Source organism: Celeribacter arenosi (genome assembly GCF_039539485.1).
Classification (GTDB): Bacteria; Pseudomonadota; Alphaproteobacteria; order Rhodobacterales; family Rhodobacteraceae; genus Celeribacter; species Celeribacter arenosi.
Genome location: NZ_BAABDF010000002.1, coordinates 19,647 through 41,236, shown reverse-complemented (window position 1 = coordinate 41,236; position 21,590 = coordinate 19,647). Strand labels below are relative to the sequence as shown.

General features: G+C 58.2%; 25 protein-coding genes. 16 read left to right on the top strand and 9 right to left on the bottom strand.

Features of this window, described 5'->3' with window-relative positions; all coding sequences use genetic code 11:
* Positions 1-36: 36 nt before the first annotated feature.
* From ABD815_RS01680 to ABD815_RS01620, 13 genes are all read left to right on the top strand, one after another.
* Positions 37-873, top strand: coding sequence for a class II fructose-bisphosphate aldolase (locus tag ABD815_RS01680; protein WP_344842584.1), 837 nt, complete (start codon positions 37-39; stop codon positions 871-873).
* Complete coding sequence (iolG, locus tag ABD815_RS01675) at positions 870-1,856, top strand: inositol 2-dehydrogenase (RefSeq protein WP_344842581.1); 987 nt, start codon at positions 870-872, stop codon at positions 1,854-1,856. The genes ABD815_RS01680 and iolG overlap by 4 nt, the downstream gene beginning before the upstream one ends.
* Before the next feature lie 767 nt (positions 1,857-2,623).
* Positions 2,624-3,934 carry a sn-glycerol-3-phosphate ABC transporter substrate-binding protein UgpB gene (gene ugpB, locus ABD815_RS01670; RefSeq protein WP_344842578.1) on the top strand — a complete coding sequence of 437 codons (1,311 nt, stop codon included), beginning with the start codon at positions 2,624-2,626 and terminating at the stop codon, positions 3,932-3,934.
* A 62-nt stretch (positions 3,935-3,996) separates the two neighbouring features.
* Positions 3,997-4,878, top strand: coding sequence for a sn-glycerol-3-phosphate ABC transporter permease UgpA (gene ugpA / locus ABD815_RS01665; protein WP_344842575.1), 882 nt, complete (start codon positions 3,997-3,999; stop codon positions 4,876-4,878).
* A 26-nt stretch (positions 4,879-4,904) separates the two neighbouring features.
* Positions 4,905-5,741, top strand: a complete 837-nt coding sequence (ugpE, locus tag ABD815_RS01660; protein WP_344842859.1) for a sn-glycerol-3-phosphate ABC transporter permease UgpE — start codon at positions 4,905-4,907, stop codon at positions 5,739-5,741.
* A gap of 6 nt (positions 5,742-5,747) precedes the next feature.
* Positions 5,748-6,800: a sn-glycerol-3-phosphate import ATP-binding protein UgpC gene (locus ABD815_RS01655; protein ID WP_344842573.1), complete on the top strand. Its 1,053-nt coding sequence runs from the start codon at positions 5,748-5,750 to the stop codon at positions 6,798-6,800.
* A gap of 717 nt (positions 6,801-7,517) precedes the next feature.
* Positions 7,518-8,405, top strand: coding sequence for a LysR family transcriptional regulator (locus ABD815_RS01650; protein WP_344842570.1), 888 nt, complete (start codon positions 7,518-7,520; stop codon positions 8,403-8,405).
* 105 nt (positions 8,406-8,510) lie between these two features.
* On the top strand, positions 8,511-9,134 hold the full coding sequence (gene wrbA, locus ABD815_RS01645) for an NAD(P)H:quinone oxidoreductase (protein WP_344842567.1): 624 nt from the start codon (positions 8,511-8,513) through the stop codon (positions 9,132-9,134).
* Positions 9,134-9,784, top strand: coding sequence for a DsbA family oxidoreductase (locus tag ABD815_RS01640; RefSeq protein WP_344842564.1), 651 nt, complete (start codon positions 9,134-9,136; stop codon positions 9,782-9,784). The genes wrbA and ABD815_RS01640 overlap by 1 nt, the downstream gene beginning before the upstream one ends.
* Before the next feature lie 194 nt (positions 9,785-9,978).
* On the top strand, positions 9,979-10,857 hold the full coding sequence (locus tag ABD815_RS01635; protein ID WP_344842561.1) for an EamA family transporter: 879 nt from the start codon (positions 9,979-9,981) through the stop codon (positions 10,855-10,857).
* Positions 10,854-11,705, top strand: a complete 852-nt coding sequence (locus ABD815_RS01630; RefSeq protein ID WP_344842558.1) for an alpha/beta fold hydrolase — start codon at positions 10,854-10,856, stop codon at positions 11,703-11,705. The genes ABD815_RS01635 and ABD815_RS01630 overlap by 4 nt, the downstream gene beginning before the upstream one ends.
* 26 nt (positions 11,706-11,731) lie before the next feature.
* Positions 11,732-12,433 carry a DUF4386 domain-containing protein gene (locus ABD815_RS01625; RefSeq protein ID WP_344842555.1) on the top strand — a complete coding sequence of 234 codons (702 nt, stop codon included), beginning with the start codon at positions 11,732-11,734 and terminating at the stop codon, positions 12,431-12,433.
* A 66-nt stretch (positions 12,434-12,499) separates the two neighbouring features.
* Positions 12,500-12,982, top strand: a complete 483-nt coding sequence (locus tag ABD815_RS01620; RefSeq protein ID WP_344842552.1) for a VOC family protein — start codon at positions 12,500-12,502, stop codon at positions 12,980-12,982.
* A 243-nt stretch (positions 12,983-13,225) separates the two neighbouring features.
* Here ABD815_RS01620 and ABD815_RS01615 read toward each other — a convergent pair whose 3' ends face one another.
* From ABD815_RS01615 to ABD815_RS01595, 5 genes are all read right to left on the bottom strand, one after another.
* Positions 13,226-13,690: a GNAT family N-acetyltransferase gene (locus tag ABD815_RS01615; protein ID WP_344842549.1), complete on the bottom strand. Its 465-nt coding sequence runs from the start codon at positions 13,688-13,690 to the stop codon at positions 13,226-13,228.
* 58 nt (positions 13,691-13,748) lie between these two features.
* The gene (locus tag ABD815_RS01610; protein ID WP_344842546.1) at positions 13,749-14,246 is read right to left on the bottom strand and encodes an anthrone oxygenase family protein; all 498 of its coding nucleotides are present in this window, start codon (positions 14,244-14,246) and stop codon (positions 13,749-13,751) included.
* A 98-nt stretch (positions 14,247-14,344) separates the two neighbouring features.
* A complete protein-coding gene (locus ABD815_RS01605; RefSeq protein ID WP_344842543.1) occupies positions 14,345-14,773 on the bottom strand; it encodes a DUF4345 domain-containing protein in 429 nt (142 codons plus the stop codon).
* A gap of 41 nt (positions 14,774-14,814) precedes the next feature.
* Positions 14,815-15,642, bottom strand: a complete 828-nt coding sequence (locus ABD815_RS01600; RefSeq protein WP_344842540.1) for an NAD(P)H-binding protein — start codon at positions 15,640-15,642, stop codon at positions 14,815-14,817.
* 108 nt (positions 15,643-15,750) lie between these two features.
* A complete protein-coding gene (locus ABD815_RS01595; protein ID WP_344842537.1) occupies positions 15,751-16,755 on the bottom strand; it encodes an AraC family transcriptional regulator in 1,005 nt (334 codons plus the stop codon).
* Positions 16,756-17,174: 419 nt separating this feature from the next.
* Here ABD815_RS01595 and ABD815_RS01590 point away from each other — a divergent pair, with 419 nt between their 5' ends.
* Entirely contained in the window at positions 17,175-17,840 is a 666-nt protein-coding gene (locus ABD815_RS01590; protein WP_344842535.1) for a DUF4259 domain-containing protein, read from the top strand.
* 159 nt (positions 17,841-17,999) lie between these two features.
* Here the strand turns inward: ABD815_RS01590 and ABD815_RS01585 are convergent, their stop codons facing one another.
* A complete protein-coding gene (locus ABD815_RS01585; protein ID WP_344842532.1) occupies positions 18,000-18,470 on the bottom strand; it encodes an SRPBCC domain-containing protein in 471 nt (156 codons plus the stop codon).
* Between the two features lie 109 nt (positions 18,471-18,579).
* On the opposite strand from ABD815_RS01585, the gene ABD815_RS01580 reads away from it, so the two are divergent.
* Positions 18,580-18,915 (top strand): winged helix-turn-helix transcriptional regulator, encoded by a 336-nt coding sequence (locus ABD815_RS01580; RefSeq protein WP_344842529.1) that lies wholly within the window; start codon positions 18,580-18,582, stop codon positions 18,913-18,915.
* 747 nt (positions 18,916-19,662) lie between these two features.
* On the opposite strand, the gene ABD815_RS01575 is transcribed toward ABD815_RS01580, so the two are convergent.
* Both ABD815_RS01575 and ABD815_RS01570 read right to left on the bottom strand, forming a co-directional pair.
* Positions 19,663-19,860: a hypothetical protein gene (locus ABD815_RS01575; protein WP_344842527.1), complete on the bottom strand. Its 198-nt coding sequence runs from the start codon at positions 19,858-19,860 to the stop codon at positions 19,663-19,665.
* A 57-nt stretch (positions 19,861-19,917) separates the two neighbouring features.
* Entirely contained in the window at positions 19,918-20,100 is a 183-nt protein-coding gene (locus tag ABD815_RS01570) for a hypothetical protein (RefSeq protein WP_344842524.1), read from the bottom strand.
* 287 nt (positions 20,101-20,387) lie between these two features.
* On the opposite strand from ABD815_RS01570, the gene ABD815_RS01565 reads away from it, so the two are divergent.
* Entirely contained in the window at positions 20,388-20,687 is a 300-nt protein-coding gene (locus ABD815_RS01565; protein ID WP_344842521.1) for a LysR substrate-binding domain-containing protein, read from the top strand.
* 143 nt (positions 20,688-20,830) lie between these two features.
* On the opposite strand, the gene ABD815_RS01560 is transcribed toward ABD815_RS01565, so the two are convergent.
* Positions 20,831-21,583, bottom strand: coding sequence for an SDR family NAD(P)-dependent oxidoreductase (locus tag ABD815_RS01560; protein WP_344842518.1), 753 nt, complete (start codon positions 21,581-21,583; stop codon positions 20,831-20,833).
* Between the last annotated feature and the right edge of the window lie 7 nt (positions 21,584-21,590).

Sequence of the window (21,590 nt, the reverse complement as noted above, 5' to 3'; positions counted from 1 at the left end):
ATAATCGCGCCCCACGGGGCCACTCGGAGATTGCCTATGCCCCTCGTAACCCTGCGCGACGTCCTCCAACCCGCCCTGCAAAATGGCCACGCCGTGGCAGGCCTCGTCACCTTGGGGTGGGAAGACATGCGCGCCTATATTGCCGCTGCCGAGGCCGAAAATGTGCCCGTCATCCTGCAAGCAGGCCCCAGCTGTCGCGAACACACGCCCCTGCCGATCTTGGGCAAGATGTTTCGCCACCTCGCCGAACGCGCCTCGGTGCCCGTCGTCGCCCACCTCGATCACGGCTATACCTTGGAGGAATGTCGCGAAGCGCTGGACTCTGGCTTCACCTCTCTGATGTTCGACGGCTCGCGCAAACCGCTGCAACAAAACATCGACGAGACCGCTGCAATCGCAGACATGGCCCACAGCGCGGGCATCTCTTGTGAGGGCGAAATCGGTTTCGTGGGCTATGCCAATGGCGAAAAATCTGCTGGCACCGACCCTGCGGAGGCCGCCAAATTCGCAACTGAGACCGGCGTAGATGCCATGGCTATTTCCTGCGGCAACACGCATCTGCAACAGGACAAGGTGGGCGGGCTGGACGAACCGCGCATCCGCGCCATCGAGGCTGTGACCGACACGCCGCTTGTCATCCATGGCGGATCCGGCGTTCCCGTGGCCCAGCGCAGCGCGCTCGCGCGGACGTCCAACATCTGCAAGTTCAACATCGGGACCGAGTTGCGCATGGCCTTTGGCGCCGCCCTGCGCACGGCGGTCAACGCGGACCCCGATCGTTTTGATCGCAACCAGATCCTCAAAGACACGCACGACCCACTCGTCGCGGCCACCCGCAACGTGCTGCACGCCTTGAAGGGAGACACACAATGATCCGCATCGGAATTTTAGGCTGCGGCCGCATCGGGCAGGTCCACGCGCGCACTCTTCGCCGCATGGACAACGCAACAATCGTCGCTGTGTCCGATTTCTTCCCCGAGGCCGCTGAAACCCTTGCCGGGCTTTGTGGGGCGGAGGTGCGCAGTACTGACGACATCATCGCAAGCCCTGACATCGACGCGGTGGTCGTGGGAACGCCGACGGATACTCACTTTGCCATCATCAAATCCGCCGCCGAAGCCGGCAAACATATCTTTTGCGAGAAGCCGGTAGATATGTCCGCAGATAACATTCGCGAGCTCATCACCCACGTCAACAAAGCAGGCGTGGCATTCTTCACTGCGTTCAATCGTCGTTTTGATCCGAACTTTGCCAATGTCCGGAAACGAATTGCTGCGGGCGAAATCGGAGATGTCGAAATCGTCACAATCCTGAGCCGCGACCCATCCCCGCCGCCCATCAGTTATCTCAAATCTTCCGGTGGCATTTTTCGCGATATGATGATTCATGATTTCGATATGGCGCGGTTTCTTCTCGGCGAAGATCCAGTAAGTGTTTACGCTACAGGGTCCTGTCTCGTCGATCCCGAGATTGGCAAAGCTGGTGATGTGGACACCGCCGCAGTCACCCTCACGACCGCAACCGGCAAAATCTGCCAGATCAGCAACTCGCGCAGGGCCGTCTATGGATACGATCAACGAATTGAAGTGCACGGTTCCGCCGGAATGTTGCGTGCTGCCAATGTGTTGGAAAACACCGTAGATCTTGCAACAGCAGGGGGCTTTCAAACAGCTCCGCCGGTCAATTTCTTCTTGGAAAGATACGAGCAAGCCTACGCTATCGAGATGGAAACCTTTGTGGCCCACTTGTCAGATTCGAGTGTGGCGATCCCAAACATTGACGACGGATTGAAAGCTCAGATCCTTGCGGACGCAGCAGCTCTGTCTCTCGAACAAGGATTGCCTATTTTGATCTGAATTGTTGTTTTCCCAATTGATCAGCGAAAGCTGTAGCGACCTCGTCTCAACGGGTTTTCTGATACCATAAATGTTGTCGTGGAGCTTTCGTATTGGTCGCAAGGATACGTCAAATTAGTCTGCGCACAACAAATGCGGGCTTCTTTGCCTCTGCCTTAGAAAAGCGAAAGTTCGATGTTCTCGCTGCCTTGCGATGCCGGCATTCACGCCACGGCGGCCTCAATCATGTTATGATCGCAAACCGTTAGAAAACGAATTCACACCTTGGGCTCAAAGCGGACTTTGCTGCCTCTGAAAGAGGCGTGTGCTGCCGAACGTCTGCTTCTTCCTATGTTGAAACCAAGTTTCGCATCCGCGGCGAATGACCTCTCTCCGCCCCTGGCGTTGATCGATGCAAAAGTCCCATACCGGACGTTTTCTGAGGTTCTCGCAGCTGCGGTGCAGCTTATCTAAGGCAGCCATTCATGGATCACACAACATGTTTCAGATTTCGTCCTGTTGGCCAACGCCGTTGCGGTGATCCGCAATCGGTTCGACTAAAGGCAAGTCGGCCCTCAAGAGAGCGTCGTCATAGTTCCAGCATTGAAACACGATGGTAAACCTGATCCTCCCCGGCCGACGAACCCTTCAAAATCTGCCCACCCGACAGCTCGGCACCGATGCTGCCTTCCCAAATCTGGGGAATCGTTTGAGTTTTTTCAGCGCTCGGATAACGTGTGGAGGTTGCGCGTCGTTAAGGAAAGCGATGCGATTTCTGGGAGGAAAACATGAAAAACCTTGCTACCGGCGCTTTGATCGCCGGATCAACGATGCTGTCACCATTTGCGGCTTATGCGGAAACCGAAGTCCACTTTTGGCACGCCTTCACGGGCCGCCTTGGGGAATTGGTCGCGGCGCAAGTCGAAGATTTCAACGCAAGCCAAGACGAATATACGGTCGTTGCATCTCATAAAGGCAATTACTCCGAAACGCTGAACGCCGGTATTGCCGCGTTCCGCGCCGGAGAGCAGCCACAAATCCTTATGGTGTTCGAAGTAGGCACCGCAACGATGATGTCCGCACAAGGGGCTGTTCGCTCTGTGACGGAAGTTATGGAAGCCTCCGGCGCCGAGTTTGACCCCGATGCCTATATCGGCGCGGTCAAAGGCTACTACACGACCACTGACGGCGAAATGCTGTCGCTGCCGTTCAACGCATCCACACCCGTTCTATGGGTCAACCGTGATGCGTTCGAGGCCGCAGGCGTCGATCCTGACACGGATCTGTCTACATGGCAGAACGTGGGCGAGGTTCTGACTCAGCTGCAGGATGGGGGCAGCACATGCCCGCTGACAACTGCGTGGCAAAGCTGGATCCATCTTGAGAACTTCTCGGCGTATCATGATGTGCCATTCGCCACCCAAGAGAATGGCTTTGCAGGCACCGATACGGAGCTGGCGTTCAATGGCCCAGCACAGGTTGCGCATATCTCGGCGATGGGCGAATGGGCCCAAGATGGCCGGTTCTTCTACGCGGGTCGTCGTAACGAAGGCGGCGCAAACTTCCGTTCTGGAGAGTGTGCTTTGTTCACCGAAAGCTCAGCGGGCTATGCCGGCATCAAAGCCGAAGCAGAATTCCCGTTTGACGTGCGCCCACTTCCCTATTGGGACGGGGTCGGCAATGCGCCACAAAACACCATCATTGGTGGCGCGTCGTTGTGGGTGATGGAAGGCCACGAAGACGCTGAATACGAAGGTACTGCACAGTTCCTTGCGTATTTGTCTTCGTCTGACGTTCAGGCCCAATGGCATAAGGATACGGGCTATCTGCCCATCACCAATGCCGCTGCGGATGCGACACGCGAGTCGGGCTTCTACGAAGAGAACCTCGGCACCGAAGTGGCCGTCATCCAGATGACCACGAACGAGCCGACTGCAAACTCCAAAGGTTTGCGTCTGGGGTCCTTCGACCAGATCCGTAGCATCATCGATGAAGAGCTTGAGGCCGTCTGGTCGGGCGACAAGGACGCGCAATCTGCACTTGATAGCGCGGTCCAGCGTGGCAACCAATTGCTGCGCCGTTTCGAAGCTGCAAACTAGGTAACATTCATGCGGGCGGCCTATCACGGTCGCCCGCGTGCTCTTGGGGGGCTGGTCGCGCTATGGAAAAACGGGTCACATTCAAAGGCTGGCTTTTGCCGCTGTGTCTGATTGCGCCACAAGTCCTCGTCTCTGCGATTTTCTTTTTCTACCCCGCCGGGCAGGCCATTTGGCAATCCTTATTCATCCCCGACCCCTTCGGGTTGTCGATGCAGTATGTTGGCCTTGGTAACTTTGAATTCCTGCTCTCGGACCCGTATTACCGGATCTCATTTTTGACCACGGCGATCTTCTCGACGCTTGTGACACTGTGCTCCATGATCCCCGCCTTGTTTCTTGCCGTCGTCGCCGACCGCCTGATCAAGGGAGCAGGCGTTTACCGAACAATGCTGATCTGGCCCTATGCTGTGGCACCTGCCATTGCGGGCGTGTTGTGGTTGTTCATGTTCAACACCCGCGTCGGTGTGGTGGCCTGGTATCTCGGCCAGTTTGGCTATGACTGGAACCACGTCTTGAACGGAGGTGAGGCCATGGGCCTTGTCGTCGTCGCCTCTGCCTGGGGCCGTATCAGCTACAATTTCCTGTTCTTCTTCGCGGCCCTGCAGGCGATCCCCAAATCTGTAGTCGAAGCCGCTGCGATCGACGGCGCACGGTTCTGGAAACGGTTCTGGACCATTGTTCTACCGCTGCTGTCGCCAACCACCTTCTTCCTGCTCGTCGTGAACATCGTTTACGCGTTCTTTGAGACGTTTGGCGTCATTCACACGATAACCAGTGGGGGCCCGCAGCAATCGACCACAATTCTCGTCTACAAGGTGTTCTCGGATGGGTTCGTGGGCCAGGATCTCGGCTCATCCGCCGCGCAATCCGTCATCTTGCTGGTTGTCGTTGGGGCGCTCACCATCTTCCAGTTCAAGTATATTGAACGGAGGGTGCACTATTGACCCATTCGACTGATCCGCCCCCCGGCATGGTTGAAAAACGCGGCGCTGGCCTTTGGATGTCCCATGTCATCATGATCACCGGCGTGCTGATCGTGTTCTTTCCAATCTGGCTTGCATTTGTGGCTTCAACCGTGACGCAACCGGAAATCGTCAGTCCTCCGATGCCTCTGTGGCCAGGCGATCAGTTTCTGAACAACTACAGCGAAGCCCTGTTGTCTGGCGTCAACGTGCCAGTCGCAACGATGCTGCTGAATTCTCTCATCATGGCAATCGGGATTGCGGTCGGTAAAATCATCATCTCGCTCTTATCCGCCTTTGCCATCGTGTATTTCAGGTTTCCTGGCAAAATGATCTTCTTCTGGCTGATCTTCCTGACATTGATGCTGCCCGTTGAAGTGCGCATCGTCCCAACCTACGAAGTCGTCGCAAGCTTCGGGATGCTCAACAGTTACGGGGGGCTGATCCTGCCCCTTATCGCATCTGCCACGGCAACATTCCTGTTCCGCCAATTCTACATGACGGTGCCCGATGAATTGGCCGAAGCCGCGCGCGTGGACGGAGCATCGCCCATGCGGTTTTTCTGGGACATCTTGTTCCCGATGAGCCGCACGAACATCGCAGCACTCTTTGTGATCCTGTTCATCTACGGCTGGAACCAATACCTGTGGCCGCTGCTCATCACCACTGACCCATCGATGAACACCATCGTCATGGGCATCAAACAAATGTTCCCGTCGGGCGATGACACGGCGAACTGGCCCGTCATCATGGCAACTTCAATCCTTGCGATGATCCCTCCGATCATTGTCGTCATCTCAATGCAAAAGCTGTTTATCCGCGGCCTCGTGGACAGTGAAAAGTAGGCAAACATGGCAACTGTAACGCTTCGCGACATCAAGAAACGCTTTGGCAATACCGAAGTCATTCACGGCGTCAGCACGGAGATTGAGGATGGCGAGTTCATCGTCATTGTCGGCCCGTCAGGCTGCGGTAAATCCACTCTGTTGAGGATGGTAGCAGGGCTGGAATCTATCTCCGAGGGAGAGATTTGCATCGGCGGTAATCGGGTCAACGAACTTGAGCCAATGGATCGTGACATCGCGATGGTGTTCCAAAACTACGCGCTCTATCCGCATATGTCTGTGCGCGAGAACATGGGGTACGGGCTCAAGATAGCCAAGCTTCCCAAAGCCGAGATTAATCAAAAAGTCGAAGCGGCGGCGAAGTTGTTACAGCTGGATGGATACCTGGATCGCCGCCCTCGCGACCTTTCTGGCGGACAACGTCAGCGAGTTGCCATGGGGCGCGCGATTGTACGTGAACCCGCCGTGTTCTTGTTTGACGAACCGCTGTCCAACCTCGACGCGAAATTGCGCGTTCAAATGCGGCTGGAAATCCGCGATCTGCAAAGCCGCCTCGGCATAACGGCGCTCTATGTAACCCACGACCAGGTCGAAGCCATGACTATGGCGGACCGCATGATCGTGATGAACGCGGGGCGCGCTGAGCAGATCGGCACCCCGCTTGAGGTCTATGAGCGCCCTCAAAGCTTGTTCGCGGCGCAGTTCATCGGCAGCCCCTCAATGAACGTCCTTGATGGCGAAATGACGGCCGATGGCTTGGCGATTGGCGATACGAAGGTTCCGGCACACCTCAAGAGAGTTGGAAGGGTCACGGTCGGCATCCGACCCGAACACATCATTTCGGATCCGCACGGACCTCTCTCGATCAGCGTTCAGATGGGGGAACCGTTGGGCGCCAATACGCTACTGCATGGGCGCATCGCAGGCAGCAACGACGCCTTCACAGTTAGTCTCCCCGGCGTTCATCATGCAGTGAAGGGGGACGTCGTGCGGTTTCGCGTTGACCCCGACAACCTGCACTTCTTCGACACAGAAACCGGCGTGCGGCTGGACGGGTAAATCGACTATGCCCCTCCACATCAGCAACGGCACAATTGGTCCGCGCATTGAGAGGTAACCGGTAATCAAGATACTACAGTAAGGATTGCCCGTATCGATCATCGCTCAACAGGACAACTTCGCCAGTTTCCCATAAGACCTCGAAGTTCGGCAAACGAATGTGGGTCAACAAGTTCATAGTTTGGCTCGTATTTTGAGAATGTGCGAGCCCCACTGAACGTCCGTTTTGGCGTAAATCAGGAAACTCGACGCTGCGCTGCAGCGAATGTCCGCTTCCCGCCCCCTGGTGTTGATCGATGCGAACGTCCCATACCGGACATTGACAAATTGCTAGGGTTTCCGCAGTGCGGCCCGCCGAAGTAGCCGTTCGCTGCGTTTGCTCGATACCAACGGCCGTAGATGCCTGAACGGCGGGTCAAAAACACCGTTCGGCCTTTCTACTCATATTGCTGCTTTTGATCCAAAGTGGGCCTTGGCTGCCAGCGCGGCATTTCATGGGTTTCGCGAGGTGATGAACCGATGATCCTAGCCTCGCATCAAATCACAAATGCTTGGCCATCCAAACCGATCGTTTGCATGGGTGCTTTCTGTCTAACGGTTCAAGAGGACTGAACGGTTTCTATGCAACTGTTCATTCCTGGACCGGCTTCTGGCATAGTGTTGCTGGGGAGCTAGAAGAGGAACGCCCTCCCAACCGGGAACTGAAAATACTGAGCAATGGACAAACTTTCGGTCATGAACGCTTTTTGCCGGATCGTCGATCGCGGCAGTTTTGCCCGCGCAGCAGAGGATCTTGGCGTATCATCGGCGCTGCTTAGCCGCGAGGTGAAGCTGCTCGAAGAGAGCCTCGGCTGCGTGCTTCTCACCCGGACCACGCGCACCATGTCGCTGACCGACCATGGGCGTCACTACTACGATCAGGCACAGGCGATCCTAGACGCAGTCGGTCAGGTTGAAGACCGGATACGGCGGCACTCAGGCGAGGTGCGAGGGAATCTCAGAATCAATGCACCGAACTCATTCGGGCAGATCGTGCTGTCGCCACTGTTACCCGAGTTTCTAACCCAACATCCCGATCTCGAAGTGACGCTTTCACTGGATGACCGAGTTATCGACATGGTCGAAGGCGGGTTTGATCTATCGATCCGCATTCGCGCCGAGTTGCCGGATTCCGCGTTGGTCGCACGCAGGCTTTCCCTGGTCCGCCAGCGCCTATTTGCCAGCCCAGACTATATTGTGCGGGCCGGCAAGCCAAACACGCCGATGGCACTGCGTGACCATGCGTCAGCAACCTACACCCTCGCCGAAGATGCCATGCATTGGACGCTGACCGGAAAAGATTGCACAGAAGTCGTCCCACTCACACCCCGGCTGAGGGTCGGTTCAAGCCTAATTTTGCGCGATCAGCTGATCGAAGGGTTTGGAATAGGCGCGCTTCCGGATTTCATATCTGACATCCCCGAAGCTGACGGGCGACTTGTCCGGGTCCTGCCAGACTACGAGCTGCCCCCTCGCCACGTTTTCGCCGTGACCGCCTCGCGGCTGGGGTCTGACGCCAAGGTCACGGCATTTCTCGATCATCTGCGCGCCACCCTCGCGCCCTGACATTCTTAACGCCCTGTAAAAAATGATTTGCGCAAAGCCCGGTTAATCCAGCGCCGTTAAATCCGCATCCTCTGAGCAACGAACTAACCAGCTCAAGAGGATCACATGACCCGCATACTCGTTCTTTACTATTCCAGTTACGGCCATGTCCGCACGCTCGCCGAGGCCGAGACCGAAGGCGCGCGAACAGTGCCGGGCACTATCGTCGATATGCGCCGTGTGCCCGAAACCGTTCCGGCTGACATCCGCAAGTCTTCCGGTTTTGTCGAAGATGACACGCCCGAGGCGACCCCCGCAGATATGGCACACTATGACGCCATTATCTTTGGCACGCCAACGCGGTTCGGCATGATGGCGAGCCAGATGAAACAGTTTCTCGACATGGCCGGCGGCCTTTGGGCGCAGAACGCATTGGTCGGTAAGGTCGGCGCGGTGTTCGCCTCAACCGGATCGCAGCATGGCGGACACGAGGCGACGATGCTGTCCTCGCACATCCCGCTTTTGCATTTCGGTATGGTGATTGCCGGTATGCCCTACACTTTTGCCGATCAGACCAACCGCGACGGTATCATCGGTGGCGCACCTTACGGTGCCGGAACCATTGCCGGGGCGGATGGTGCGTTACAGCCAACCGAAACCGATCTTGCCGGTGCCCGATTTCAGGGCGCACACGTCGCCCGACTGGCTGTTGCCCTCAGTTCGTCGCGGGACGTGGCGGAAGTTGCCTGATGACCAGCCGACCCGATCTTACCCTCGACTTCTTTCACGATGTCGTCTGCTGCTGGTGCTTCAACATCTCGTCGCGGATGCGCAGGCTGGCCTGCGAGTTCGATCTCGACATCCGGCACCGCACCTTCGTGCTGCAAGCAAGTCCTGCCGAGATGCGCACGCGTTGGGGAAGCCCCGATGAAGCACGTCAAACCATCCTGGGTCACTGGGACACGTGCCGCTCCGTAAGCGACCAGCCCGAGTTAATTGATGTCGACGCCATGCGCGAAGCAGACTTTGACTATCCGCATGGATACACCGCCGCGCTTGCCTGCAAGGCCGCAGAAATTCTCGGAGGACAGGAACTCCACTGGAACCTGTTCGACCGGATCCAGCGCGCGCACCTGTCCGAAGCCCGCAATGTCGCAGACCCTGCGGAACTTGCGCAACTCGCACAGGATGTCGGCCTTGATCCGGAGCAGTTCAGCTTGGCGATGACCGATCCGGCGATAGCGCGCGACGTTGCGGCCGATCGCAAATACGCCCGCGCTTTGCAGGTGGGCGCAATCCCGGCCCTGGTCGTTCGTGAAACGGGCACCCGACTTGTGAATGGCACGCTTCAAGACCTGCGCGCGCAGATCCGCGCCGCAATCCACCTCAACCCTGACTAGAGAAAGGCTCATTCGATGTTTCGCAAACCTTCCCCCCGCTCTGAAGCGCGCCGTCAACGGCGTGGCGCTCTACGCGATCTGTCACCGCACCTGATGCGCGATATCGGCCTTGAACCCTGGCCCGACCGGCCTGTCATAATCCCCCGCCTTTGGTAGCCGTTTCTGCTGCCATCGGCCCCAAATGGAGCCCCGCTATGACCCACATGAGAGATACCGTACTCACCGCACTCGCCCCGGCAATCTGGGGCAGTACCTACCTTGTCACGACGCAGGCACTGCCTGCCGATGTTCCGCTGACGCTCGCGGCGCTCAGGGCATTGCCTGCAGGGCTCCTCCTTTTGGTGATCACCCGAAACCTGCCGTCGAAGGCCTGGATCGGGCGGGTATTCGTACTTGGTGCGTTCAATTTTGCGATCTTCTGGTCGCTGTTATTCGTAGCCGCCTATCGTCTTCCGGGTGGTGTTGCGGCCACACTGGGCGCGACGCAAACGCTAATGGTGCTTGGCCTATCGCGCGCTTTGCTCGGCACGGGGATCCGACCTGCCTCGATGCTTGCCGCACTTGCGGGTATCGGCGGGGTGGCACTTCTGGTCCTCGGCCCGCAAGCAACCCTTGATCCTGTCGGGATAGCTGCCGGATTGGGCGGAGCCGCGTCGATGGCCCTGGGCACAGTTTTGTCCCGCAAATGGCAACCACCTGTGCCAGCCCTTACATTCACGGCCTGGCAACTGATGGCAGGGGGCTTGCTGCTCTTGCCTGTGGCGCTTGTTTTCGAGCCGCCCCTGCCGTCCCTCACACCATCCAATCTGGCGGGGCTTGTCTGGCTCGGCCTGATCGGCGCGGCGTTCACGTATTGGCTCTGGTTTCGCGGCGTCGCCCGAATTGAACCCGGTGCCGTATCGATGCTTGGCTTGATGAGCCCGCTCACCGCAGTTCTGCTGGGATGGTTCTGGCTCGATCAATCCTTGTCGCCTGAACAAGCCATTGGCGCGGCGATCCTGCTCGCCTCGGTCTGGCTCGGCCAGATCACCAACGTCCTTAAAAGTCCATCAGATAGGATTGTTACGCCATGAAACGCATCATTTCCCTGACGTCTGCGGCGCTCTTTGCTCTGCCCTTTGCTCTGCTTGCCGACGATGGCACCATTATCTCTGACGGCGTGCCGCTTCACTACTCCGACGAAGGCACTGGGCCCGCTGTGGTGATGTTGCACGCTTTTGCCGGGTCTTCGGACCTGTGGGAGAGCAACGGACTCATGCCGCTGGACGGCTTTCGCGTGATCAGTTTAGACGCCCGTGGCCACGGTGATAGCGGCAAGCCCACTTCATCCGATGCATATGGCACACAAATGGTCGACGACGCGATCCGTATCATGGACGTTCGCGGTGTCGAAACCGCGCATATCGTCGGCTACTCGATGGGGGCCGAAACCGCATTGAAACTCGCCACGACACATCCGGACCGCGTGCTGTCACTGGTCGTTGCCGGCTCTGGCTGGTCGGGTGAAGCCGAGGCACAGACCTACGGGTTCATTTCCGACGCCCTTGGCGGTGTCGCGACGTTTGGCGACTTCATGGCCGCCATGGCCCCGGACGAAACTGGCACAAGCGAAAAGGACGTGCGAACCGGATTCGCAATGCTGAGCGCGCATGGCATCGCTCCGGATCAGGACGCCGCACCACTGGCCGCGACCGCTGGCGGGATGCACGAGGTGATCGGGCTTTCCGCTGCAGAGCTTTCTGCAATTGGCGTTCCGGTGCTGGGTATCGCAGGAGAAATGGACGAAGAGCGCAAAAATGTCGCCCGCCTTGGCGAAGCAATCCCCGACTTCTCTTTTGTCATGATCCCCGACGCCGATCATCTTTCGGCGCCGCTCGCCCCACTTTTCACAGAAACCGTTTCGGCCTTCCTGAAGGACTGACAGCCCCCAACGAAAGGAATAGACCCATGCATACACGGCTAACCCAAACCGAAGTTGCGACCGCGCGCAGTGCCGGTTTGCTCTACTTCGTCATCATTGCATGCGGGATCAGCGCCGAAGTCATGCTGCGCGGTCCGCTGATTGACCTCATGGACGCCAGCGGCACCGCAGAGGAAATTCTTGCGTCCCTGGGAAGCTTCCGGCTTTCCATTGCCTTTGATCTGGTTATGGCGCTGGCCGATGCAGGACTTGCGATCCTGCTTTTCGTGCTGTTCCGCCCTGTTGCCCCCACTCTTGCGCTGGCGGCGATGGTCTTCCGGCTGGTTCAGTCAGTGATCATCGGCTCGAACCTGATGAACCTGCAGGCTGCGGTGCTTTTGTTGACGGGCGCTCAGGAAACCGCCGCGCTCGCGTCCGGCCAAGTCGACGCAATGACCCTGCTGTTTCTCAACCTGCATGGTCATGGCTATGACCTCGGGCTGGTGTTTTTCGGTATCAACAGCTTGATGACAGGTGCCCTGATCTGGCGCGCGGACTTCATTCAAAAAGCCTTTGGCGTAGGCGTCTCGCTGGCTGGCGTGGTCTATCTGATCGGCAGCGCCTTGCGGTTCTTCGCGCCAGAGCTTTCGGCATCGTTTGCTCCGGCCTACGGGCTGACCGCGATTGCCGAAGCCGCGTTTTGCTTGTGGCTTTTGTCGGCAGGGAAATTCGCACCCAACCGGGGTTGAGCGCATTGGCTCAATAGTTTCACTGGATCCGACTTAGTTGTAAAATGAACGATTAGGAGATGCTTTATGACAGAACGAGGTTTCACTGTCCGCGCCCTTGGCGAAATCGCAATCCGTTGCATTGATCTTGACGCGATGGTCGCGTTCTACCGCGACGTGATCGGGCTTGAACCGCTTGGCGATCCGGACAACGGTCGCATTGTTTTTTTTCGCATTGCTGAAGGGTTTGGCGGCCACACCGCCGTGTTAGCGCTTTTTCGTCACGACATCGAAGGCGCGGGCCACACCAAGGCGGGTGCCGTCCCGCCCGTGACAGGTTCGGGGTCATCGCTACATCACATTGCGCTCAGCCTGCCCTGGGAGGAACAAGACGCCGTCATTGAATGGTACGAAAAACTCGGTCGGGACTACACCATAGAAGCGTTCGATTGGGTCGGCTGGCGCGGTGTTTTTACCTTCGATCCCGACGGCAACACCGTCGAACTTGTCGCCAAGAACCCGCAGTGGAGCGAGTCTTCAAGCCCATCGCCAGAACTTGCTACCCGTTGAACCACACTGCAAAGCGGACATTGGCCGCGCAGTAGCATGTCGGGGGGCATGGGCTCGAAGCAAACATTCTCGGCACCCGAAAACGCCACCCCGCTGGCAAAGAACATTTTACGGCCCAAAGCGGACGTTTGTGCGACCCGCGGATTGCTGCACTGCCGCGCCTCAGACCGGACGTTCGCCCCGTGCGCAAACCTCGCCGCAACTGCGAGCTCCCCGGCATGAAGCGTGGTTATCCCCCCGTCCTTATATCTTCAGCTTGTATCCGATATGGGTCGGTTCAAAACCCAGACGGTCATAAAAGCGATGGGCGTCTGGTCGGGACTTGTCCGTGGTGAGCTGAACCAACGAACACCCGCGTGACCGACATTCGCTGATCGCCCAAGCAAACATGGACTTGCCAAGCTCGCTGCCCCGACGGTCGCTCGCGATCCGCACCGCTTCGATCTGTCCTCGCTTGGTGCCCTTGCGAGAGAGACCCGGGATGAAGGTGAGCTGTAAAGTTCCAACAATCCTTTGCCCGTCCTCAACCACACAAAGAAACTGGTTCGGGTCGGCATCAATCTCCGCAAATGCAGCCCGGTAGCAATCGTTTACGGGTGGCGAGGGGGTTTCCCGCGACGCACCAAGCTCGTCGTCAGCCAGCATCTCGACAATTGAGGCCAAGTCAGCCTCACGAGCCGGGCGCATGGTCAGTGATGCATCGGTCATGGTTTTGTCCTCGTATTGGGGAGCAAGGCCGAGCGTGGCCGGCCCGGTTCAGATTGTGTCACACCTGTCCGGCAACCGTGACAGTCGCGCTGAGGTAGCAGACCGAAGCGGCCAAGGCCGCGACCCAGCGCAGGTGGTTCCAGCGGCTCCAGTCCCGCACGTAGGAGGACCAATAGGTGTGGGTGCTGGTGCTCCGATGCTCCATCTGATCAAGGCGCTGGTTCATCGGCACGTTCTTGCGGGCGGTGACCGCCATGACGCCGAGGATGTAGAACCCTGCAGCGGCGGCAAGCCAGAGCGCCACGTCACGCCCGGCAAACAACGACCCGACAACGGCGAGCAGGATCGATACAAAGGCCAGGCCGATGAGGAGCGTCGCGAACAGCGACCGATAGACCTCACGGTTGATCATCTGCATCGCTTCGATCCCGGCGGAGGGCTCGGCCCGGCCAAGCGCGCGCATCACGAAATCGGAGAAGGTGAGAAACACTCCTGCGACGAGGCCCGTAGCAAGTGTTGCGGTGACGAGGCTTATTTCGAAGAGTTGTTCGATCATTGGCGTGTCCCCTTTGGGAGCGATCAGTTGGAAATGGCGACGGCGTGGTGAGGGTGGCTGCGCTCGACGCCAAGCCGCTTCAGCTATCCGTGGCAGGCTCAGCGCGCGGGCTGCGCCGTGGAGAGTCGGGGGGACGGCTGCCAAAGGCGGCGACGGAAGGCTGCGAGACAGAGCGCGGCGATGATCAGTTCCGCGGCAAGGGCGCCGATGACGTTGCTAGATGGCATCCCGTCCACGGCAAGCCCGATCAGCCGCCCGGCCGGAAAGGCGAAGAAGACCGTCAGGGCCGCCGCCATGCCGATGGGCAGGACCGCGTGCCGCCAGATGCCAATCAGCATAAGAACGCCGAACCCCGCGAGACCGGCGCCGGGCGCGCGCAATTCGCTAAGCAGGCTGGCGTCTTGGCCAAGCGTGATGCCGTAGCTGGCATAGAAGGCGTGCGGCGCGAACAGGATGAAGCCGCCGATGGTGAGCGCGGTGAGGCCGGAGAGACCGAGCGCGATCTTTTCGAACAAGGTGGGATTCATGTCATGATCCTTTCATGGGGAGGTTTCAGGCTGGGGTGGTGTCAGGCGGCGCAGGTCCAGGCACCGGACCGGGCCGCGGCGCGGGCGAAGTCCGCAAAGTCGCGGGGGCTTCGGCCGAGCGCGCGCCTCACACCGTCCGTGGTGTGAGCGTTGCGACCGTCCAGTGTTTCGCGTGCGATGGCGGTGAAGACGTCGGCGACGAAGCTGCCACCAGCATCGGCGATCGTCGCGTGAAACTCCTCGAAGCTAATCGGAATGTGCCGGATTTCGTGACCAGTGGCCTGCGAGAGTTCATCTGCCATATCTGCAAAGGACATCAGCCTCGGGCCTGTCACCTCGTAAAGCGTGCCCTTATGGCCCTCTTCGGTCAGGGCCGCGACGGCGACATCGGCAATGTCGTCGATGTCGATGATAGGCTCGACAACACCGCCGCCGGGCATCGGAAGGACGCCGGACAGGACCGGATCGCGCAGGTAGCCTTCGGAAAAGTTCTGAGCGAACCAAGCCGCCCGGATGATGGTGAAGTCGAGGCCGGACCTGCGCACCACCTCTTCACCCAACCGCGCGTGGTGTTCGCCGCGTCCGGAAAGCAGCACGAGGTGCTCGACGTCCATGTCGCGGGCCGTCTCGCAGAGGGACTCGAGCTTTTCCACGGCTCCGGGAAAGGCAAGATCGGGATAGTAGGTGACATAGGCCGAACGAGCCCCGCGCAGGGCCGCCCCCCACGTCTCCGGCGCCTCCCAGTCGAAGGGCGTCACGGATCTGCGCGAGCCACGCCGCACGGGCAGGCCACGCGCCGCGAGGCGGCTGGCGACGCGGCGGCCGGTTTTGCCGGTTGCGCCGATGACGAGAATCTCTTGATCTTTCATGGGGTGTCTCCCTGACTTCGGTATTGGTAGCCAAGGGATAGGCGCGGAGATGCCGCGCGGTATTGATCGTCGATGCCAGCCTTTTGACCGCCGTCGCCAATGCGCCCGTCAGCGGCGGGCCATTTCCTTGCGATAGGTCGCGGGCGTCGTGCCGACCCAGCGCTTGAACGCGCGGGTGAAGGCGCTCTGTTCGGAGAAGCCAGTGAGAAACGCGATTTCGGCCAGTGAATGCCGTTCGTCCCGCAAGAGCCCCTCGGCGAGGTCGCGGCGGGTTTCCTCGGTGAGGCTCTGAAAGGTCATTCCGTGCTCGGAGAGGCGTCTGTGGAAGGACCGCGCACTGAATCCTAGGTCGCCGGCAATCTCTGCCAACTTCGGCGCCCCCTCGTTGAGGGCCTGAGCGATTGCGGCCCTCGCCTGCATGACAAGCGGCGGCTCTCGGGTAATTTCGGACAGTTCCGCGTCGAGATGGCTGGTAAGGTATTGCGAGATCCCCTCGTCCCCGAGGATGTTGGGCCGGCCCAGAACCTCATCGGTATAAAGGATCGCGTCTAGCTCCGCGCCGAAGCGCACCGGGCAGCCGAACCAATCTTCGTGCGCGGCGATCGAGCGCGGAGCGGGATGCCGGACCAGAACTTCCTCGGGCGCGAGAGGCATCGGGCAAACCTGCCTTGCGATGGCAACCGCGCTCACGAGGGTGGCCTCGTTCGACAACCGCATCCCGAGGCGCCTTTCGCCCGCCCGATGCAGGATGAAAAGCGTGCCTCCGGTCACCGGCCGCAGCTCGTATTCGACGACACTGGTCCAGAGCCGCGCATAGCGTTCCACCCGCGCATAGGAAGTCCCAAGCGTCGTCGCCGCCTTGAAGGCCAGCCCGAGCGCGCCGTATTCGTCAAGCCGCATGGAGGCGCCGGTGCGCACCGGCAAGTCGGTCACGTCGATCTGATCGGCAATTCTTTCGAGCATGTCGTAGTAGCGCTCGGCCGGAACCATCTTCCCAGCGTCCCAGGGGTCGTCGGGGGCGATCCCGACACTGGCCAACATCGCCGCAGCATCGACCCTACCGCCCGCTGCGGCGACCACCTTATGCGCGAAGAGCGACGTCACATATCCCATGCCGCGCATTCTACGATGCGCTCGGTGAGCCGCCAAGCGCGCGGCGGACTGGAGTCCATTTTGTGCTTTGCCATGCATCCAGCCTGCAAATGCAAGGAAGGGTTGCTTTCGCCCGACCCGCAGGATGCAGAGACGGCCCATTGCTGACATTTACGAAACGCTGCGCGAATGGCAGGTGCGACCCCTTAGTGTTGAGGACCGCGAACGGCCCAACTCGGACCTTTGCACATTTGGCAGCTGACAACAGGAACGAGGCCAGTTTGGCTGATGCTGCGTTGACCTTGAACGACCGCAAAGTGTTCGCTCGCGCTATAGATCTGAATCCATATTCCAACCGCGAAGGGTGCTTCTCAAGTTAGAATTCTTCGCGTAACGCCATCAAAACGCCCGCATCTACACTTAGGCTGTGCAGTAAATGGATGCAAAACGAGGATGTGCATTTGGGTATTTGGGCTGCAGGTAGTTTTGGAAACGACACCGCTTTGGATTTCGTTGATGGCCTGAGTGATTTCAAAGACATACGCAGTGCCATAACTGACGCCGCAAGTCGCGCAGGGGAATTGGACACAGATGAGTCATGCATGTTGCTCGCAGCATGCGATCTGTTGGCGGCAAGCATTGGACGTCCTTCGGCCGATCTCCCAGATGTACCTGGTTTTAAAGAAGAAGGCGTCCCTGATGCCATTCTAGACAGTGCAAAGTCTCTCGTTGCGCGTGTGCGGGAAACGTCGGAACTGGCCGAACTTTGGGCCGAGGGCGAGGAGTCCGAGTGGCAAATGGTTCTGGATGATTTGATCCTACGCCTCACACCATCAATTCCTTACAAAAGTCCGGAAAGGCAGGAAAGCCCGGAGCTCCCCGACGATTTCTTGGGGTACTGCTATGTCTGCTATGGGGAAGTCACCGCACGGAACGGCATCTATTTTGAGCATACCGAGGACGGTGCTGGTACCTGTGCGATCCATCCTCACCGCAAATGCATCGAAGACCAGATCCCCGGACCGCATTGGAATTTCGACGGTTCGCCTACCGTGCAAACGCAGAAAAAGTTGTTACAGGACATGGGCGTTGAGGTTGAGTCCTAGCCAACCCAAAGCCGCCGTGGATACTAAATCGGCGAAGGTCGGTTTTGTCCCGCATAGCAGTTATCAGAGACATTTTCGACGGTCCAAACCGAATGCAGCTGCGGCGAACGACGGCTTTGAGCCCAGACTCACCGATGCTGCGCGTTGGATGAATGTCTGCTAAGTTGAGACATGCGGGCTTGGCTCTTCGCCACACAAGAACGACTTCAGACTGTTTTTGAAGAAGTGGTTCCAGCCATCAAGGCAAATCCCCCAACAATTCAGCGTCGGCGTTAGTCCATCATGTGTCATCTTGATCTCGGTCTTGTCTCCAACCGTTTTGAATTCCCAAATGATCTTTGTTCCCAGCCACTCTTGATCGATCTCCTTCGGTTGGCCTTCGACTTTGTGGTGCGCGTCAGTGCATATCATCTCGATGCGGTTGAGACTTTCAAAAGATGTGGCCTCAAACGTCCAAAACCCATAGTCGGGCGGGAACCGCGCAGTCACTTTGTCACCAACCCCGTTGAGGCACCCTTCGGTGGACCGGGTCCACCACTTGTCCATCTGTGTCGCGACAGCTTGGAAACAGGCCTCCTGAGATGCAGACACTTGGATGGTTTCTTCATAGTTTTTTGACAGTTCGATCAAGGTAAGCTCCATTGAGGTGGTTTGATCTGACCATACTCAACACATTCGGTTTGGAAAGTAGGCAGTATTTTGATACTTAAGTATCAAAACGATACTATTGGAGCTTCAATTGCAAGACGATACCAGTTCGAACCCTTGCCCCGCCCCACTTGTCTTCGCGATGATCGGTGGAAAATGGAAGCTGTCGATACTGCAGATACTCATCTTTGATGGGACAAAGAGGTTTGGGGAGCTTCGGAAAGCGATCCCTGAAATCACACAGACGATGCTGACAAAACAACTACGGGATCTGGAACGCGATTGTCTCGTCGAAAGAGTGGTTTATGCCGAGGTGCCCCCAAAAGTTGAATACAGCGCCACCGAAGACGGCGTCGGGCTAATGCCCGCATTCAAGGAAATGCACTCATGGTGGGAAACACGAAAGCGTTCGCCAAAGGCACCATAAATGCCGCGATATCGCTGCGTAATATGGCTGGAAATTGAAGAAACCCTAAGAAAAGCTGACCTTGCCGAAGCCGTAGCGGATGCCGGGGAAGTCCCGCTTAGCGGACCTCTATGCAAGGCGCGGCGAACCGCAGCTATCCGTCCTTGGTGTCTAGGACCGCAAACGGCCCATCTTAAAAAAAGTTTTACCGCAGCCAAAGTCTGCAAATGGGAAACAAACAAGCTTGATTCAAAGATCACGGCCCAAATAGCTGTCCGCCTAGAAGCCCGGATTTAGCGGTGCGCGCGCCCCCGAGAGCGACCGTTTGCGGCAAGTCCGAAAATGAAACTATGGCGCCTTGGCCTTGAGTTGGCATCCCAGAAGGAATTGTCTGGCTTCCCGCGCAAGCACATATAGGACAAACCGTGAAATCGGATCAACGGCAAACCCCGCCGCCAGAACGACGGCGTATAGGGTTTGGCTTACGCAGCCACCTCAGGCCGCTGCACGCTGACGACGGCGCGATTGGGTCGACCAGATGCGGTAGATTTCCAAAAGAACAAGCGGCATAAAATGAACCAGGGCCGGTCCGACACTGCCCCAATCATGCAGCGCAGCCCAGTGAACGAGGGTGAGCACAGCGGCCCCATAAACGAATTGCTGAAATGTCTTCCAATTGCGGCCAAGTTTGCGCACCCAACCTTCTGTCAATGTGATGGCCAGTGGCACGAAGATCAGGAAGGCCAGCCAGCGCGGCCAGATTGCGTTTCAGAACAGCATCATCAGCGGTGTGATCATAATGGTGATGATCATGAACCGCACAGCGAATTCGCCGGATGGGTGCAGGACATTCTCGACGGCATCGGGGTCGCCGGAGGTGAGCTCCAAGAGCATAGGAATAGCCGGAAGGCTGAGCAGCGCCCAGAAAGTGTAGGGATGGTCCCAGATGGGTTTGAGTGTGGACATGGGGTTTTCTCCGAATGATCGAAGATTATACCAAGCCACGCTGCGCTTCCTTCGAAGCTATTTCGCGAGGGACGAGAAATAACTGTCCCACGTTTGATAGGGGCGGCCGGTCACGGCCTCGAAATCGCCGGCGCGGTCGTAGCTGCCTTTGCGAATGCCGTCGTAGATGCCGCCGATGATGGGGCCGATGAAATCGCCAAGTTCTGCTGTACGATCCTCGACAAACTCTGCCGATGTCATCGCGCGATACGTCTAGGTCAGTGCCGAACGCGGTGTTCAGATATCCGGCCCGTTGATCTTGCGTGATGGGCGTGCCTTTCAGCTTGACCGTTTCGCCATTTAGGCCGCCCTGCGCCACCAATGCGGCGTATGCATATGCCAATTCCGATGGTGTGGTGTAGCCGAATTTGCCAGTGTCCGCGCTGTTAGCGATCTCGCCTTTGGCGCGGTAGCTGCCGATGCACTCAACATCCAGTTCGATATAGATCACGTTGCGATGTTGCTGTTTGCGGCCTTCGGCCGGAGCCATGTCGGAAACGGTCGATCTGATGTCCGCGACGGGCAAAACAGAGGAGGTGAATGGGCAATCGCAGATCGAGGTTGATCGCGTCATCGCGCTCTATCACTTTGCCCTGCAAGATGTGGGTGTAACGGTCCTTGCGGAATATCTGGCCGAGCAGGATGTCGCGTCCGGCGCACTCGACCAACTACGGCCCAAATGGCGGTCGCCCGATATCGACCTGCATGCCGTCTGGCCGGACTCCTCGCGACGGGAAAACCTGGGGCTGCTTTTTGTACGGTTTCTGGCTGCGGAACTCGGTCGCTGAAAGGCAAAGCTGCCCAGATCAAACCTAAGTATGCCGAAACATACGCGAAACGCCCACACGCCTAGCACGTGGGGGCAAAATCCAAGCATCGAAAGCAAGGAATAGGCTGCATCTGAAAAAAGCAGCGGCCTCTTCTTTCGGCCCTACAGATTCACTTTGCCGCCATCGACGTTCAACGTCTGACCTGTCACGAAATTGCTGTCCTGAGACGCCAGATACAGCAATGTCCCAAGCAGATCTTCAGGCAACATTTCACGTTTGATCGAACGCGTGGCCACCGTGGGCGCGCGGGCCATGTCAAAGCCCTTGTTGGCCACAATGCCTTCGCTCTCCGTCAGGCCGGGCGCGATCGCGTTGACCTGAATGTTCTTGTCGCCCAACTCGCGCCCATGGCAGCGGGTCAGCGCAATCACAGCGCCCTTCGAAGCCGTGTAATGCGACAAACCTGGAGGGCCGTAGTAGAACGTGCCCGAGGCGATGTTGATCACCTTACCGCCGCCCGCCTTGATCATTGTCGGCACGATGGCCTTCATGACCTGATGCACGCCACGTGCGTTCACCCGCATGATCGTGTCGAACTCCTCGTCACTGATTTCAAAGAACGGCTTAGGGGTCAGCGTCGCAAAGATCGACGCGTTGTTGACCATAATATCGAGGCCGCCCATCGCGTTGGCTGTCTCGACCATCGCTTTCAGGTCGTCGTTGTTCGTGACGTCGACCGTCATGCCCTGCGCTGTGCCGCCTGCATCCGTGATCGCTTTAACGGCTTTGTCGGTATCCTGAACATCCGTCACGAGGACCTCCGCGCCCTCGTCCGCCATGGCCTTGGCCATAAGCGCGCCGATGCCTTGTGCGGCGCCCGTGATAACCGCGACTTTTCCTTTAAGACGATCCATTGCGTCC